Source organism: Cytobacillus sp. FSL H8-0458 (assembly GCF_038002165.1).
Taxonomy (GTDB): Bacteria; Bacillota; Bacilli; order Bacillales; family Cytobacillaceae; genus Cytobacillus.
This window is the reverse complement of record NZ_JBBOBR010000001.1, coordinates 1,287,576-1,302,566: the sequence shown is the minus strand read 5'-3', so window position 1 is coordinate 1,302,566 and position 14,991 is coordinate 1,287,576. Positions and strand designations below refer to the sequence as shown.

Genomic DNA, 14,991 nt, shown 5'->3' with positions numbered 1-14,991 from the left:
TGGTCTTCTCTCAAACAAACGACCTTTTCTTTTCAGTCACGGTTTCAATCGAATCTCTCATGATTTGAATCATTTTCCTGATTTGATCATCAGTACTCGCCATCGGCGGCATAAAGACGACTACATCCCCAAGCGGTCTTGTCAGCATGCCCCTTTTTCTCATTTCCAGTGTGGCATGATAGCCCATCCGCTTTTCCCATGGGAAAGGCTGCCCTGTTTCTTTATCCTGAACCAGCTCAATGCCGCACATCAGTCCTAATTGGCGAATGTCTCCCACATGTGTGAGGCTTTTTAATGCAGCTAATTCAGATTGAATGGCTTCTGCTTTTCTTGCGGCCTGTTCTACCAGGTTTTCTTTTTCATAGATTTCCAGGTTGGCCAGGGCTACAGCACATCCGAGCTGATTGCCTGTGTAGGAATGCCCATGGAAGAAGGTTTTCATTTCTTCATATTCCCCATAAAACTCCTGATAAATTTCCTCTGTCGTGAGTGTGGCAGCAAGCGGAAGATAACCGCCTGTGATCCCTTTTGCAGCGGTCATGATATCCGGCTGAACGCCTTCATGCTCGACTGCAAACATCTTTCCTGTCCGGCCAAAGCCTGTCGCTACCTCATCCACAATGAAAAGGATATTGAATTCACGACACATCTCTTCAACCCCTTTAAGATAGCCGCCAGGCATGACATTCATACCGCCTGCCCCCTGGATAAGCGGTTCAAGTGTTATGGCTGCAATTTCTTCATGATGTTCCCGGAAAATGGCTCTTAGGTCTGTTAATGCCCTTTCTTTAACTTCTGCTTCACCTGAATAAGGACTGCGGTATTGGAGAGGAAAAGGAGCTTTTAAGGTTGGAAACATTAATGATCCATACACGCGGTGGAATAAATCAACATTCCCGATACTGATGGCTCCAATGGTATCTCCATGATAATTGTTCGTGAGCGTGACGAATTTCTTTTTCTTTTGTTTTCCTTTATTTTGCCAATATTGATAGGCCATTTTGATGGCGATTTCTACTGAAGTTGCTCCGGAATCAGAATAAAATACCCGCTGCAAATTCGCCGGTGTGATCTCTATAAGCTTCTCAGCAAGCCGGATGGCAGGAACATTCGCTGCTCCTAAAAGTGTGGAATGAGCGATTAAATCAAGCTGCTCCAATATCGCCTCATTCAATTCCTTTTTCCGGTGGCCGTGCACATTTAGCCAAAGTGAGGAGTAGCCATCCAGATATTCCTTCCCATTAATATCCTTCAGAATGATCCCTTCCCCGCTTTCAATGATCAGCGGATCCCTCTCATAGTCTGTCATTTGTGTAAACGGAAGCCATAGATGCTTCATGCTGCTTTCAAAAAGATTTGCCTGCTCATTCATTCCTGTCCACCTCCATCAGCTTTGAAAATAGATGTTCAAGCATTTCTGAATCATCAAAAGCAGATACTGGATTTTCTAAATAGGGGATCATTCCTAAAACAGGCACCCTGGTCATAAGCTCAATCATTCGTATGTTGTCCTGCTCAACCTTTGTATCCTCTATTTTCATCTGATTCATGATAATGCCGATCACATTTATCCCTTCTTGTTTTAATCTTTCAGCTGTCAGAACGGTGTGGTTGATTGTGCCTACCCCGGTCCTTGCCACAATCACAACTGGAGCGGACAGTTCTTTCATTAAATCAAGCATGCTGTATCCATCGTCCCTTAAAGGAACCATGACTCCCCCAGCACCTTCTATCAATACAAATTCATTCTCCCTTGACAGCTGCTGATAATGCTCAATGATCTTGTTAACCTCTATTTCTACTTCCTCTTCCCTTGCTGCCAGATGCGGGGAACATGGTTTTTTTAATAGATATGTAGTGGAAGCTGCTGCTTCCGGATTGGCCAGTTTATAAAACTCAACATCTGGTGCAGAAAGTACGTCTTCAATGATTTCAGCTCCGCTTTGCACAGGCTTATAGGCAGCCGCCTGGATGCCTTTCTTTGTTAAATAGGCTAAAAGAAGAGCGGCAGCTGTCGTTTTTCCTGCATCCGTATCTGTGCCTGTAATAAAGAGACTTCTAATAACTATTCCTCCTTTTTATGTGTTAACCATATTTACAATTAAGTTAACATATGAGAATATTATATTCAACTTATTGTTAACTTAAAATCATATACGGTTGACATAAAAGGAGGTTCATATGAAAGATTTAAAGACTCAGGATTTGGTTATTTGCGGCCTTTTTGCGGCTTTAATGGGCATTGGTGCAAATCTGTCCCCATTTCTCATGATTGGGAGTGTTCCTATTACTTTACAGCTTCTCTTTGCTATTTTAGCCGGGGCAGTGTTAGGGAGCAGAAAAGGATCAATTGCTATGCTGGTCTATGTGTTTGCTGGTTTAATAGGCGCTCCTGTTTTTGCACAGTTTAAAGGTGGCCCTGCCCAGTTATTAAGCCCGACCTTCGGCTTTGTGCTGTCTTTTGTGGCTGTTGCTTATGTTACTGGAAAATGGGTTGGGGATTCTCAGCTGGTTAAACAAAAGCATTATTTTATGGCAGGAACTTTAAGCCTTTTTTGCAACTACATAATTGGAACCAACTGGATGTATTTTGCTCTTCTACTTTGGGCAGATGCACCGGCAGGATTTAGCTACGGTATGGCCTGGGGCTGGATGCTTGCCTATTTTCCTCTCGACCTGGCTGTAACGGCTTTATCCTTTATCCTCGTTCCGAAGCTGAAACAGGCACTTGGAAGGACACATCATCTTCACACCGATATGTGACAGCCATTTTTGATTCTTCATGTAAAGGAGCCTAATGAGCAGTTTTAAATAACCGCTCATTAGGCTCCTCATTCATGCATTTTGAGTTCACATACTCATTCGCAAAAGCATCATCCACCCTAAACAGGACGGTATATGGATGGATTCCATTAAAATAATAAGCTGTCTCTCCCCTGTGTTCAGTTACATCAATCATCTCAGGCATATCAAAAAGCCGTAATTTTCCCCTGAGCCTTTCAATTGATTTGGTGAAGGTGCTCTTTTTCACTTCCCCATCACTCCCCGTTCTTCCGAAGAAGTCGCGCATGGTGATTCTTGTACACGGATTCTCCTTGCTGGAGGACAGCATGAAATGTCTGATCATATTCGCCTGGGTTGGCGTGATGATGGCATCCTCCCCATTAAATAAAAGAATATTTTCACGGTCATTAAAGTACAGAACCAGCTCACCCGCTTCACTGTTTTCATAGAAATCTTCGCAAGCTTCCTTTGAGCATGTTTCGGTTTTATTTTTTGTCACTTTGTAGTAGGCATGGTTATGTAAATAAGATTCATTGGCTGATAATGCTTCAAATAATGGAGACAGTTCTGCGTTCGGAAGCTGATCCGGATATGGGAGTTTTCCCAACGTCTCATAGGCCTCGCCAGCGACATGCAGCCCGCTATTGGCCAAATACATATGGGCATGGAATTCCTGCTGCTGATTGAGGCTGTAGCTTGGGTCATCCAGCAGCTGCTTACTCAGGGCCTGCTGGAAATAGCGGACAGCTGAACCGTATTTGCCATGTTTATAGGCAAGGCAGCCAAGAAGGTAATAAGCAATTGGGAGCTTTTGCTCCACTCTAATCGCCTTAAGCAGTGACTCTACAGCATCACCATCATCCCTGAAGTGATTCATTTTTAGGTAGGTTCCATATTTAATAAGATAAGATATCAGCAGTTTTTTAGTTTGCTGAAGTGAGGCATCATAATAGGGGCCATTATTTCTGGCGAGATTTGTAAGCTTTTTATACATCGTTTCATAGAGGATAATCAGCTGCATGTAATAGCCGTAATCGCTTTTTTCCCCGTTTTCATGAAAATCATGTTCCAGTTCTTCCAGCGCGTCCAGGGTTAAGTCTTTTATCTTTAAAGTTCTCATCTTTACACCCCAATCTTTTAAAACGTAACACTTTTCACTATATAGAAATCAGCGGCCAGTTTCGCGCGAATATTGTCGAATGAATTGTGAAAATTTCGTAACATTTATAAACCTTTTAACAAGAAGAACTCCTTGAAAAATACGAACAAATGTTTTATAATATATCCTATGAACGGAGGGATGCTTCATGTACGTTACAGTCTCAGATTTTATTAAAGAATGGAACAGAGAGGCAATGCTGACGCAAAAGGTACTGGACGGTTTAACAGACGATTCTTTAAAGCAGCAGGTCTATCCCGAAGGACGCACCTTAGGGCGAATTGCCTGGCATTTCACCACGAATATTCCTGATTATTTAACTCATTTCGGGCTAAAAATGGAGAAGGCTGAAAATGAAGAAAATGTCCCCGCTTCGGCAAAAGAAATTGCGGATACATTTAAAAAGCTGAGTGAGGAAGCGGCACTGGCGATCGAACAGCAATGGACAGATGACTCATTGAGCCAGACACAGAAGGCTTTCGGAAGAGAGGAAACCAATGCCCAGATTTTGATGGGTTTAATTAAACACATTGTTCATCATCGCGGCCAATTAACCATTCTCATCCGCCAGGCAGGTTTAAAGCCTTTTGGGGTTTATGGTCCGCCAAAAGAGGATTGGATTAATTTAGGCGTTACAACTCCGCCGCAATAAAACGCTCGAGATTGCCGAGCGTTTTTCTATTTGGCAGCAAATTTAATATAGAAATATTAATTTGCTTTAATGAGGACAATTAGTAAGCAGGCGGAATGGGAAGCGGTAGGCTTAACTAATCAGAACACTAGATGATTAGAATTTATTTGTATATTATAATATAAAACTACTTAAAATAAAGACTTGGGTGCTGTCACACCCAAGTCTCCATCTTAGCTACTCCGCAGTATAAGTTTGCGGTGGCTGAGGTCGCGATATGAAATGACTAGTTCCACCACCCGACGGCCAAATCAGGGTGGGGTAGTCGTTTTTATTTTTGCCAGATTGGGCTGCGACAATAATTGTGACGACAAGAGTAGCAAAAGATCATCATTCAATGGATGGCGACCATTTTTCCACTTCTAAATAAAATATCTACAGCAAGTATCTCAAGACCTATTCATTTTCTATTATTTCCGTTTCCTTTTCAGAGAAATGACACTTTGTGCAATTAATCGATTCTAATGATTTTCCCAATTCTATCTCTTTCCAGAGCAAACCAGATGGTCTTCCCATCGAAGCTTGAAATGCCATGCGGTTCAGCATTTGGAGTTTCAATCGGATATTCCTCAATAATCCCGTTGGCTGTAATTCTTCCAATCTTATTTGCTCCCCACTCTGTGAACCATAAGTCGTTCCCTTCTCCTGCTGTGATGGCATGCGGCCTGGCGTTCGGGGATGGAATTTCAAATTCTGTGATTTCTCCAGATGTAGTAATACGTCCAATTTTGTTGCCGATAATCTCCACAAACCAGAGTGCACCATCGTTTCCAGTCGTAATTCCAACCGGCCCGGAAGCAGGTGTAGGAACTTTAAATTCTGTCACTTCTCCATTTTCCGTAATTCTTCCGATGGCATTATTTTGGTTTTCTGTGAACCATAGAGCACCATCAGATCCCAGCGTTATAAATGCCGGGTACGAGCCTTGAGCTGGAAGATTATATTCAGTGATAGAACCATCATCCTTAATCCGCCCAATACGGTTTCCATTCATTTCGGTAAACCAGATATCTCCAGCCGGAGCTTCCGTAATTCCATAGGGAGCTGAATCTGAATTGGGCAAGGGGTATTCTTGAATAGTGCCTTCCTTCGTTATTCTCCCAATGCAGTTTGCTGCATTCTCGGTAAACCAGACTTCACCTTTTGACGACACCAGTACACACATGACCTTTGCATCCGGTGTCGGCAGCGGATACTCTGTCATTTCCCCTTCCGATCCGATGCAGCTAATCGTATTGGCTTTATGCTGTGTAAACCAGACCTCTCCCTTGTCTGAAACAGCGATACCATATGGGCCTGTATTTTTACTGACAAGATTTATTTCCTGTAATGTAAATTCCATCATGCTCCCTCCGAACACCAAAATTTTTACCCAAACAAAAAGCCTCCTATCCCGTTTTTCCGAGACAAGAGGCAGTGCGGCACAAATATAGACTTAAATAGGCTATTCACAGCCTGCTTTCAAGTCAAAAAGCACACACATTAATCCTGTCTCAGAAAAACAATCGATAACTAAAAGCCCATTCCAACACGTTTTGGAACTAAACCTGAGGCTGTAACATCGATTTTCTCTTAAGCCAGAATTAAAAGATCATGTGCTTTTCTTCACCCTTTCAACTTTTGGATAATTTCACTGTAAGATATATACTGACTGATGTCAAATGGTGCTTGGCTAAAAGAGGGAAATCAGACAGAATATAAAGAATTATTCCATCAGCCTTCTTTTGAGGCACGATTTAATTATATAATAGAGTGTTGAAATACATAGAAAGGTTGAGACATCATGAAAAAGGTTTTTGCCAATTACAAACTAACCATCTTCCTGCTCCTCTCCATCCTGATCGGCGGAGTTGCCGGAGTGGTTTTTGGCCCGAAGACTGCGGTTGTAAAGCCGTTTGGGGATTTATTTTTAAATTTATTATTTATGATCATTGTGCCGCTCGTCTTTTTTAGCATCGCATCGAGCCTTGCGAATATGGGCGGAATGAAAAGGCTTGGGAAGATCATGGCCGGGATTTTCACCGTGTTTTTTATTACGGCTATTATTTCCGCCATCCTGGGCTTCATCGGTATTTCCATTGTGGATCCGCTCAAAGATACAGACGTCTCTGCTATTAAGAGCATTATGACGGAGGCGGCCATCGATCCTGAGGCAGAAGAAGTCACGTTCCTGGGGCAGCTGGTTCAGGCCTTCACGGTTCCTGATTTCCAGATGCTGTTCTCGAAGAATAACATGCTGCAGCTGATTGTGTTCTCCATCTTATTCGGACTGGCAACTGCGATGTCCGGTGAAAAAGGCAAGCCGATTGCAAACCTGCTTTCATCCGGTTCAGCCGTCATGATGAAGATCGTTGGATTTGTGATGTACTATGCGCCAATCGGTCTCGGCTGCTACTTCGCGACGATCATTGGTGAGCTTGGCCCGCAGATTCTCGGCGGATATGTACGTGTGTTTGTTCTTTATCTGGTATTAACGCTAATCTACTTCTTTGGTTTCTTTACGCTGTATGCCTTTGCGGCTGGCGGAAAAGATGGGGTCAAGGTGTTCTGGAAAAATGCGATCACTCCTTCTGTCAGTGCGATTGCCACATGCTCGAGTGCAGCTTGTATTCCGATTAACCTTGCAGCTGTCAGAAAGATGGGCGTTCCGCAGGATATCGCGGAAACCATGATCCCGCTTGGGGCCAACACACATAAAGATGGTTCTGTTCTTGGCGGGGTGTTTAAGATTGTGTTCCTGTTCAGCTTGTTTGGAAAAGACATGTCAAGTATGACAAGCATCCTTACTATCCTGGCTGTTTCATTCCTGGTGGGGGCTGTTATGGGAGCCATCCCTGGCGGCGGAATGATTGGCGAAATGCTGATTTTGAGTGTGTTCGGCTTCCCTCCTGAAGTGCTGCCGATCATCGCTGTTATTTCTACCATCATTGATGCGCCAGCTACCCTGCTGAATTCCGCCGGCAACACGGTTTCGGCCATGATGGTCAGCCGGATTGTTGAAGGGAAGAATTGGCTTAAGGAGTCATTGCTCGCAAAATAACATGTAAATATTAAAGGGGGCTGGAATGAACTCGGATCATTCCAGCCCTTTTATTTTAAAAGACACCGGAATCCCTCCAATGCCCTTTCATCAATTAAATAATAGATTTTTTCCCGAACCTATCAGAATTAATAATATGACTGCTGAACATATTCCAATTTGTAACCTTAGGAAAACCCTCAACTGCTAAATCTGCCGAAAACTGAGAGATAATTGGCGGCTTTAGTTTTAGTGAATGCAGCTTTTGGCAGCTTTTGAAAAATACTTCACTCGGATCCCCATCTAGTACGATTTTTCCCTCATCAATGACCACTACCCGGCTTGCATATTGGGCAACTACCTCCATATCATGTGTAATCATGATAATCGTAGCATCCTTTTCATTGATCAGTTTATTCATTAGCGTTAATAGAGCTTTTAGGCTCTGCTCATCCTGGCCGGTAGTCGGTTCATCCAGGAGGATGATTTTGGGGTTTGATACAAGCATGGTGGCTACTGCCAGCCGCTGCCTTTCACCTCTGCTGAGTGAAAAAGGATGATTCCTTCTTTTCTCCTGTAACCCCACTGTTTGAATGGCCAGCTCTACTTGTTCTTCAATCACTTCTTTGCTGTAGCCCCGGTTGATGAGACCGAATTCCACTTCCTCTTCTACGGAATTGCAGAAAAGCTGATTGTCAGGGTTTTGAAAAACATAGCCGATATCCAATATAATATCCTGCACTTTATGTTTTTTCGTATTTTTATTATTAATCATGACAGAACCCTGACTGGGCTTCAGCAGCCCAATTAAGTTTTTCATTAAAGTAGATTTTCCGCAGCCATTGTGCCCGACAATCGCCAGGAACTCGCCTTTTTGCACTTTAAGATTTATATCATAAAGAATCTGTTTGCCCTTTTGATAGCTGAAATTTACACCTTCCAGCTTAGCCACGCACTCTCCGTTCACATTTTTTAATTCGGCCTGATGGTGCGGAAAGGCTAATTCTCCAGATCCCAGCAGTTCTTTTACCCATTCATTAACCTCTTTCTTAGAAATGGGATTAGAATGACTATGATGTCCTGTATCGAGCAGGTATTTAGCCAATCTGATATGGTCCGGTATTCTGATTCCGAGTGAGTCCAGTTCATCAAAGTGAGCATAAAAAACTTCGCTCGGTACTCCATTATAAAGAATTGATCCCTCGTGCATAATTATTACTCTATCAATGGCTTCGATCAAATCGTTTAAATCATGTTCGATAATGATAAAGGTTGTATCGATTTCCTCTTTCAATTCCATGAGAATGTCCATTACTTCCTGCTTGCTGACCGGATCCAGATCGGTTGTGGGATCATCTAATATAAGGATAGACGGAAGCATAGCCAGGTTGCTGGCAATGGAGACTTTTTGCTTTTGACCGCCGGATAATGAAAAGGTAATTTGCTTTTTAATGTTTTCGAGCCGCAGTTTTTTCAGTGCATAGTGAACTCTTTCACGGATGACTCCCTGCTGATAGCCCTGGCATTCCACTCCAAAGGCAATTTCATCCTCCACTCGTATGGAGAAAATCTGATCCTCTGGATTCTGAAAGACCATGCCGATCTCGCTGGCAAGGTCATGCATCGGAACTTGCTGAGTGTTCTTCCCATTGATGACAATATTCCCTGATACCTGCCCTTCAGCCAGGTGGGGGATGATTCCGTTCAGACATTTCGCTAGAGTCGTCTTTCCGCTTCCGCTTGTTCCGCAGACAAGAACAAATTCACCCTTGTTAATTTCCAGATTGATATCAGCCAGTGCGTTCTTTTCTGTGCCTGGATAAGAAAAACTGAGTCCTTTTATATCCACAATTGGATTGCCAGCCATTTCTTCACTCCTTTCTAAAGAGATTTAGCTGTAAACAATGGAATTGGTCCCTCCCAGTCCCAGAACGTACCGAATATAGATGGCAGCAGCAAAGAATAGAATAGTTACAGCGATTGCCAGCCAATCTCTTTTTGTTAATTTCATATCCTGATAGTATTCTTTCCAGGCCATTTTGCTGAAGCCCTTGCTTTCAACAGCCAGCCCCATTGTCCGGCTTTTCCGCAAAGAGTTTATTAATAGAGGAAACACAGCCAATTTAAAGCTGTTCCAGCTGCCTTTCAGCCCTTTTTTATTAACACCTCTTATGGTTTGCGCATTGGAAATGTTCGTAAGTTCCTCAAAGACCAGCGGGAAAAACCGTAAAGTGCCAAGGAACATGAATGCTACGTTGATCGGCACCTTCATCTTCATCAGGCCTTTAGCCAGCAGAGCCGGGTCTGTTGTGGAGATGATAATAATCGTCATAAAACAGGGAATGCCAATCCGATACCCCAGGATTAACCCTGAATAAAGGCCGACATCTGTTGCCTGAAGGGAGCCTATGGAGAAAAGAACAGCTGCATCTGGCTGATTGTAATTGTAAAAGGTCGCAAACACGATGGCTGACATCGCCAGAATTAAGATGGTCACAAGTAAAGGAAGAATCGGTTTTATCTTGATTCTTGCCGAAAACCACAATACCATTCCCAAGAGCAGTATGCCTGTTAAGTAACGAGGATCCATAAATAAAAGCGGTATGATCACAAAGCCCAAAATCATAAATAACTTTGCCCTTGGATCCAGCTTATGAACCCAAGTGTCTTCATCTAAATTTGATACGAAGTCAATGGCTGCCAATTATCACACCTCCTGGGAATGCATGAACTGATTCTAGCCCATAACCGTTTTAATCCGTGTACCAAGCTTCTTGCCTAATAATGTCCCGATGACCATGCCCGCAATAGAAATAGCAAACACAATTCCAATTAAATGAAACGGCACTGGGATTTTCATGACGCTGACAATGCTCCACCAGACAAACGCTTCATAAACGACGTTGTAAAGAACTGCAGCAATTATTAAATGTTTTGTGCTTGAATAAATATCCTCCGGGTTACTAAAGGCTTTTTTACTCATGTTCAGGTAGAGTTCGGGAAGGAGCGGAGCGATGACGACCAATACCCAGTAAACCGGGATCTCTCCCTGGATGAAAAAGTTAATGGCGCACCAGGCGACAGTATAGTAAAACGATGCATAAGGCCTCCTGACAATGACCCAGCAAAGAACCAGGCAAAAGGCACAGAATAGATAGACAAAGGTATGATTAAAAGGGAAAACAATTCCGGCAAACTTAAAGAAGTACCAAAGAACCCTATACAGTACAGCGAAGATGACAATGGTAATTAAATCAACAGCTGTAATTCTTCTCTTTAACTGCTGCACCTGATTGTTCATTTCCAACTGGCCCATATTATTACCCCCTCAGTTTATAAACCTAATTAAGAGTGAATAACCCCTCCAAGTGCTTGTATCCCCTCCCTTGTTAATCCGCTAAAATTAACGCCTTCCTTTCGGAAATCCCTGTCCGTTAACAGTGAGGCTGTTTCGATAATTGCGTCTGAGTAAGGTGTATTCTTTCCGGCTAACTTTGCTAATTCCGATATCGGAACAAGTCCATAGGGAATATCTTCTGTTACATACCTGTGCTCCAGTGACGCAGGTCCGTTTCCTTTAGGGAAAAGTGCAGGAAGAGCGCTATACAGACTAGAAAAGTCCGTTTTGTAGAAGGTATTTAATAATGTCAGGATATCCTGTGTCTCTACCCCCAGCACCTTTGCTAAGCTCAATCTTTCCTCATCCAGTTTCTCAATATATGATACGGTTTTTCGGGAGACACCTTGAGGATAGAATAAGAATTCTTCAGAAGCATCGATCCGGCTGGCATTAAATAAAGCCATTGGTGCGTGGATCGCAACATTAGTGTTATTAATGGAAGTTTCAAGGACATTCTTTGCAGGTATTAATTGCGGAAAAGTGCTTAAGAACTTTGGTGAGAGCGGAGTGTTTGCGGGATTTGAAATAGAGCTAATTAGTACATTCTGCTTTACTTTGCTGATATGGACGGTGCCATTATTGTCTGCTTTGCTAACAAAAGGCATGGCACTTGTCTCTGCAATCGTTATTTTTTTATCTTCAAATGTCTTGCCTAAGATGTTTTTGCATTCGACCGCTCCCCAATACCCCGGGAAGATGGCCACGGTTTGATGGTCTTTTAATAAAGGCTTTAGCTGCTGAAAAATGGGCTTGTGTCCGGCGGCGATCGTTGTGATAATGATAAATTCAGCTTCTTCCGTAACTTCCTTCAGATGGGCAGAAGCTTTTAATGAAACTTTACCTGAATACACTCCCTTTAAGCTAAGCCCGTTACTGGAAATCCTATCTGCTTTTTGGGAATCTCTGCTATATAATTTCACCTCCTCTCCATGTAAAGACAGATAACCTGCAATGGCTTGCCCTGTGTTGCCAGCCCCAATGACTGCAAACGACATAGAATCCCCCTTTCTCTCTAAAACTCTTTAGTTTCCACTCTCATTCATGGTGTCTTCAGATTGTTCAAGAGCGGTTACGGCCTTCTCCATTGCATTTAAAACATGCTTTTTCATCATAGCTTCAGCATTTTTTTTATCTTTTTTCGCTATAAAATCGAGGATGACCTCGTGCTCATAGGAGGTCTCTTTTGTATCGATAAAATGGGCGAGCCTCCTGTACCGCATAATATGATCATTAAGCTGGTGCAGTATCTTTACAGCTGTTTTATTCTGGCTTACTTCATAAAGATGTGTATGAAACTGGCTCCCAAACTGGCTGACAGCTTCCATGTCTCCCTCTTGAGCTGTTTCTTTGATCATGTGAGCAAAATACGATAGTTGTCTCACATCCTGTTCAGTGCACTTTTCTGCTGCTTCAGCAGCTATAATGCCTTCAAGCATGCTGCGAACAAGAAAAAGCTCCCTTACCTCCTGGGCTGAAACGGGTGCAACTTTTAACCTCCCATTCGTCTGTCTGACGACCAATTCCTCCAGTTCAAGCCTTTGCATGGCTTCCCGTAGAGGGGTTCGGCTGATTTTCAGCTCTTTTGCCAGCTCCTCTTCCGCAAGGGGCTGATTTGGTTTATATTCACACTTCAGTATTCGCCTTTTTATTTCCTGATAGGCGTAGTCTTTTGCTGAAATCCTTACTGGAGCTATATTCTTGTTCAATGCCCCACCTCCCCATAGTATAATTGTATACAGTTATATTTTATTGCTTAATTTTCAAAATATTACATCTATTATGTCAGCAAAAAAAATTGACGTGTGGCATCCACAGCGTCATTTCTTCTTGTTATAGCCTTTATCCCCAATCGGCTGCAGCTCCTCCAGCCACTTTTCCTCCAGCTTCTCCAGCGCTTCCTTCTCATTGAAATACGGATCATCCTTCTTCTTCCAAGGCTCTTTTCGTAAAGAAAATTGAATATCTCAAACTATAAGGCTTGAGCCTTACCTAAATCTACTGCTATTGTTCATTTCTCTTTGTTTATACGTAAGATATACTAGAAAAAAAGAAAGAAGGTCATAGGGAAGTAATGAAGAAAACTTCTCTGCAGACGAGACCCACAGACATCATACATTCAAAACTTACCTTTTACTTTGTCAAACGCTATTCCAAATGTAGTCCTAATATAAGGGGTACTATCAACCCAAATCTTCCCTTGATTTTTCTCGATTAATGCTTTGGCTATCGATAGCCCTAAACCACTTCCGGAAAGTCCTGAGTTTCTCGACTGGTCTCCTCTATACATTCTCTCAAACACCTTATCTAATTCTGTTTTTTGTATCCCAGGTCCCTTGTCCCAAATTAGCAATTGGTATTCTTTTTCCTTTTCTATAATCTCTACCCCTAATTTTTTTCCTTTTTTCCCGTAAAGTATTGCGTTTTTTAAGATATTATTAATACTTCTATCGATACTTAGCCGATCTACCATTATAAGGCACTTTTTTTCAGGGATAATTATATTTATATCTAATTCATTTTTTTTAATTTCCGGCAAATATTCGATTATTAGTTCCCTGGCTATTTCAGATAAGTCAATAATTTCTTGTTGCAATGGAATTTCATCTGCATCCAGTTTAGCCATATTAAATATTTCATCAATTAGTTGTTTTAAATTATTAGACTTCTTTGAAACAATGTTAAAGTATTCCTTTTTCTCTTCTTCAGTAGCTGCTATATCATCTTTTATAGCATCTAAATAGCCTATAATTGAGGTAAGCGGTGTGCGAATATCGTGCGATATGCTGGATAACAAGCTTTTTCTCGCTGCATGGGTTTGAATGGTCTCAACCTGTATTTTCTCTAGCTTTTCTATCAGTTCATTTATTAAAAAAACCATTTTGATAAAAGTTGAAGAAGCTTCATTAACTAAGATTCTTGTCGTTAAATTCCCATTTAAAGTACGCTTAACCACATGAATAATTTGCTTTAAATTTTTATAGAATTTGTACTGAATAACAATAAGTATTACAGTCACACCAATTAGAAAAACATAGGTAACAATTTTAAATGGGTTGAGATCTTGGTTTTGCCAGTCATATATTAGATTAGTACCAATCAGGGTAAGCTGAAGAAAAAAAAGAAAAGTGACTCTATGACTCATCTTTCTCACCTACAAATTTATATCCTATTCCCCAAACAGTTTGAATAAATTCCGGATTAGATGGATCCTTTTCTATTTTTTTTCTAAGCTTTCTTATGTGAACCATAACGGTATTATCATCTTCTAAGTAATTATTGCCCCAAACGTTTCTGAATAACTGAGCCTTTGTAAAGACCTGTTCTGGATTTGATGCCATAAATTTGAGTAACTCTAACTCTTTTGCAGTAAGTGTTATTTCTTTTCCAGATATGTATACAATATATCTCTTCACATCAATCGATAGATCTTTATATTTTAGTAATGGTTTCTCTTCTTTTCCACTGTCGCTGCCTAGAACAAGAAATCTTCTCATTAGTGCCTTAATTCTTGCCATAACCTCATTTACACTAAAAGGTTTTGTAATATAATCATCTGCCCCAATACTCAATCCTACTATTTTGTCAGCTTCATGGTCCTTCGCAGTAAGCATAAGTATTGGCACATTTGTCTTTTCTCTTAGTTTTCTGCATACTTCAATTCCATCAATTTTTGGCATCATAAGGTCCAATATTATCAGGTTATAAGTATTTTGTTCAAACAAAGACAGGGCTTCCTCCCCATCCCTTGCCACATCTGCTAAATATAGTTCACGTTCAATATATTTTTTTAATAAATCTCTAATTTCTTTTTCATCATCAGCAATTAGGACACGAATGTCTTTCATTTAATGACACCTGCTTTCATTGTCTATGAATTTAATTCAAGATTACAATATTGGATTGATTATAGTTTTATTTTAACAAAAAAATTGGCATTT

The 14,991-nt window shown here is 41.4% G+C and carries 14 protein-coding genes and 1 pseudogene; 3 read left to right on the top strand and 12 right to left on the bottom strand.

What is annotated here, in order from left to right; genetic code table 11:
* Window positions 1–10: 10 nt before the first annotated feature.
* Both bioA and bioD read right to left on the bottom strand, forming a co-directional pair.
* Window positions 11–1,372, bottom strand: a complete 1,362-nt coding sequence (gene bioA, locus NYE23_RS06385) for an adenosylmethionine--8-amino-7-oxononanoate transaminase (protein WP_341076338.1) — start codon at window positions 1,370–1,372, stop codon at window positions 11–13.
* The gene (bioD, locus tag NYE23_RS06380) at window positions 1,365–2,048 is read right to left on the bottom strand and encodes a dethiobiotin synthase (RefSeq protein ID WP_341080620.1); all 684 of its coding nucleotides are present in this window, start codon (window positions 2,046–2,048) and stop codon (window positions 1,365–1,367) included. Before bioD ends, bioA begins: the two co-directional genes overlap by 8 nt.
* Before the next feature lie 133 nt (window positions 2,049–2,181).
* Here bioD and NYE23_RS06375 point away from each other — a divergent pair, with 133 nt between their 5' ends.
* Window positions 2,182–2,763 (top strand): biotin transporter BioY, encoded by a 582-nt coding sequence (locus NYE23_RS06375; RefSeq protein WP_341076337.1) that lies wholly within the window; start codon window positions 2,182–2,184, stop codon window positions 2,761–2,763.
* 31 nt (window positions 2,764–2,794) lie between these two features.
* Here NYE23_RS06375 and NYE23_RS06370 read toward each other — a convergent pair whose 3' ends face one another.
* On the bottom strand, window positions 2,795–3,904 hold the full coding sequence (locus NYE23_RS06370) for a tetratricopeptide repeat protein (RefSeq protein WP_341076335.1): 1,110 nt from the start codon (window positions 3,902–3,904) through the stop codon (window positions 2,795–2,797).
* A gap of 187 nt (window positions 3,905–4,091) precedes the next feature.
* Here NYE23_RS06370 and NYE23_RS06365 point away from each other — a divergent pair, with 187 nt between their 5' ends.
* Entirely contained in the window at window positions 4,092–4,595 is a 504-nt protein-coding gene (locus NYE23_RS06365; RefSeq protein ID WP_341076332.1) for a DinB family protein, read from the top strand.
* Window positions 4,596–5,085: 490 nt separating this feature from the next.
* On the opposite strand, the gene NYE23_RS06360 is transcribed toward NYE23_RS06365, so the two are convergent.
* Entirely contained in the window at window positions 5,086–5,976 is an 891-nt protein-coding gene (locus tag NYE23_RS06360; RefSeq protein ID WP_341076331.1) for a Vgb family protein, read from the bottom strand.
* A gap of 441 nt (window positions 5,977–6,417) precedes the next feature.
* Between NYE23_RS06360 and NYE23_RS06355 the strand changes: the two genes are divergently transcribed.
* Entirely contained in the window at window positions 6,418–7,674 is a 1,257-nt protein-coding gene (locus tag NYE23_RS06355) for a dicarboxylate/amino acid:cation symporter (protein WP_341076329.1), read from the top strand.
* Between the two features lie 94 nt (window positions 7,675–7,768).
* Here NYE23_RS06355 and NYE23_RS06350 read toward each other — a convergent pair whose 3' ends face one another.
* The 8 genes and pseudogenes from NYE23_RS06350 to NYE23_RS06315 all read right to left on the bottom strand — a co-directional run bounded on the left by NYE23_RS06350 (window position 7,769) and on the right by NYE23_RS06315 (window position 14,898).
* The gene (locus NYE23_RS06350; protein ID WP_341076328.1) at window positions 7,769–9,520 is read right to left on the bottom strand and encodes an ABC transporter ATP-binding protein; all 1,752 of its coding nucleotides are present in this window, start codon (window positions 9,518–9,520) and stop codon (window positions 7,769–7,771) included.
* A gap of 24 nt (window positions 9,521–9,544) precedes the next feature.
* The gene (locus NYE23_RS06345; RefSeq protein ID WP_341076327.1) at window positions 9,545–10,357 is read right to left on the bottom strand and encodes an energy-coupling factor transporter transmembrane component T family protein; all 813 of its coding nucleotides are present in this window, start codon (window positions 10,355–10,357) and stop codon (window positions 9,545–9,547) included.
* A gap of 33 nt (window positions 10,358–10,390) precedes the next feature.
* Entirely contained in the window at window positions 10,391–10,969 is a 579-nt protein-coding gene (locus NYE23_RS06340; RefSeq protein ID WP_341076325.1) for a hypothetical protein, read from the bottom strand.
* A gap of 29 nt (window positions 10,970–10,998) precedes the next feature.
* Complete coding sequence (locus NYE23_RS06335) at window positions 10,999–12,048, bottom strand: NAD/NADP octopine/nopaline dehydrogenase family protein (protein ID WP_341076324.1); 1,050 nt, start codon at window positions 12,046–12,048, stop codon at window positions 10,999–11,001.
* Window positions 12,049–12,075: 27 nt separating this feature from the next.
* Complete coding sequence (locus NYE23_RS06330) at window positions 12,076–12,759, bottom strand: GntR family transcriptional regulator (protein WP_341076321.1); 684 nt, start codon at window positions 12,757–12,759, stop codon at window positions 12,076–12,078.
* A 111-nt stretch (window positions 12,760–12,870) separates the two neighbouring features.
* Window positions 12,871–12,993: pseudogene (locus NYE23_RS06325) on the bottom strand (GIY-YIG nuclease family protein); the annotation flags it as partial.
* A 176-nt stretch (window positions 12,994–13,169) separates the two neighbouring features.
* The gene (locus tag NYE23_RS06320) at window positions 13,170–14,195 is read right to left on the bottom strand and encodes a sensor histidine kinase (protein ID WP_341076317.1); all 1,026 of its coding nucleotides are present in this window, start codon (window positions 14,193–14,195) and stop codon (window positions 13,170–13,172) included.
* On the bottom strand, window positions 14,185–14,898 hold the full coding sequence (locus NYE23_RS06315) for a response regulator transcription factor (RefSeq protein WP_341076316.1): 714 nt from the start codon (window positions 14,896–14,898) through the stop codon (window positions 14,185–14,187). Before NYE23_RS06315 ends, NYE23_RS06320 begins: the two co-directional genes overlap by 11 nt.
* Window positions 14,899–14,991 lie beyond the last annotated feature (93 nt).

Excerpts from the sequence above, each read along its gene's own strand:
- bioA (WP_341076338.1), bottom strand. The coding sequence starts at position 1,372 with ATGAATGAGCAGGCAAATCTTTTTGAAAGCAGCATGAAGCATCTATGG.
- NYE23_RS06375 (WP_341076337.1), top strand. The coding sequence starts at position 2,182 with ATGAAAGATTTAAAGACTCAGGATTTGGTTATTTGCGGCCTTTTTGCG.
- NYE23_RS06370 (WP_341076335.1), bottom strand. The coding sequence starts at position 3,904 with ATGAGAACTTTAAAGATAAAAGACTTAACCCTGGACGCGCTGGAAGAA.
- NYE23_RS06365 (WP_341076332.1), top strand. The coding sequence starts at position 4,092 with ATGTACGTTACAGTCTCAGATTTTATTAAAGAATGGAACAGAGAGGCA.
- NYE23_RS06360 (WP_341076331.1), bottom strand. The coding sequence starts at position 5,976 with ATGGAATTTACATTACAGGAAATAAATCTTGTCAGTAAAAATACAGGC.
- NYE23_RS06355 (WP_341076329.1), top strand. The coding sequence starts at position 6,418 with ATGAAAAAGGTTTTTGCCAATTACAAACTAACCATCTTCCTGCTCCTC.
- NYE23_RS06350 (WP_341076328.1), bottom strand. The coding sequence starts at position 9,520 with ATGGCTGGCAATCCAATTGTGGATATAAAAGGACTCAGTTTTTCTTAT.
- NYE23_RS06340 (WP_341076325.1), bottom strand. The coding sequence starts at position 10,969 with ATGGGCCAGTTGGAAATGAACAATCAGGTGCAGCAGTTAAAGAGAAGA.
- NYE23_RS06335 (WP_341076324.1), bottom strand. The coding sequence starts at position 12,048 with ATGTCGTTTGCAGTCATTGGGGCTGGCAACACAGGGCAAGCCATTGCA.
- NYE23_RS06320 (WP_341076317.1), bottom strand. The coding sequence starts at position 14,195 with ATGAGTCATAGAGTCACTTTTCTTTTTTTTCTTCAGCTTACCCTGATT.
- NYE23_RS06315 (WP_341076316.1), bottom strand. The coding sequence starts at position 14,898 with ATGAAAGACATTCGTGTCCTAATTGCTGATGATGAAAAAGAAATTAGA.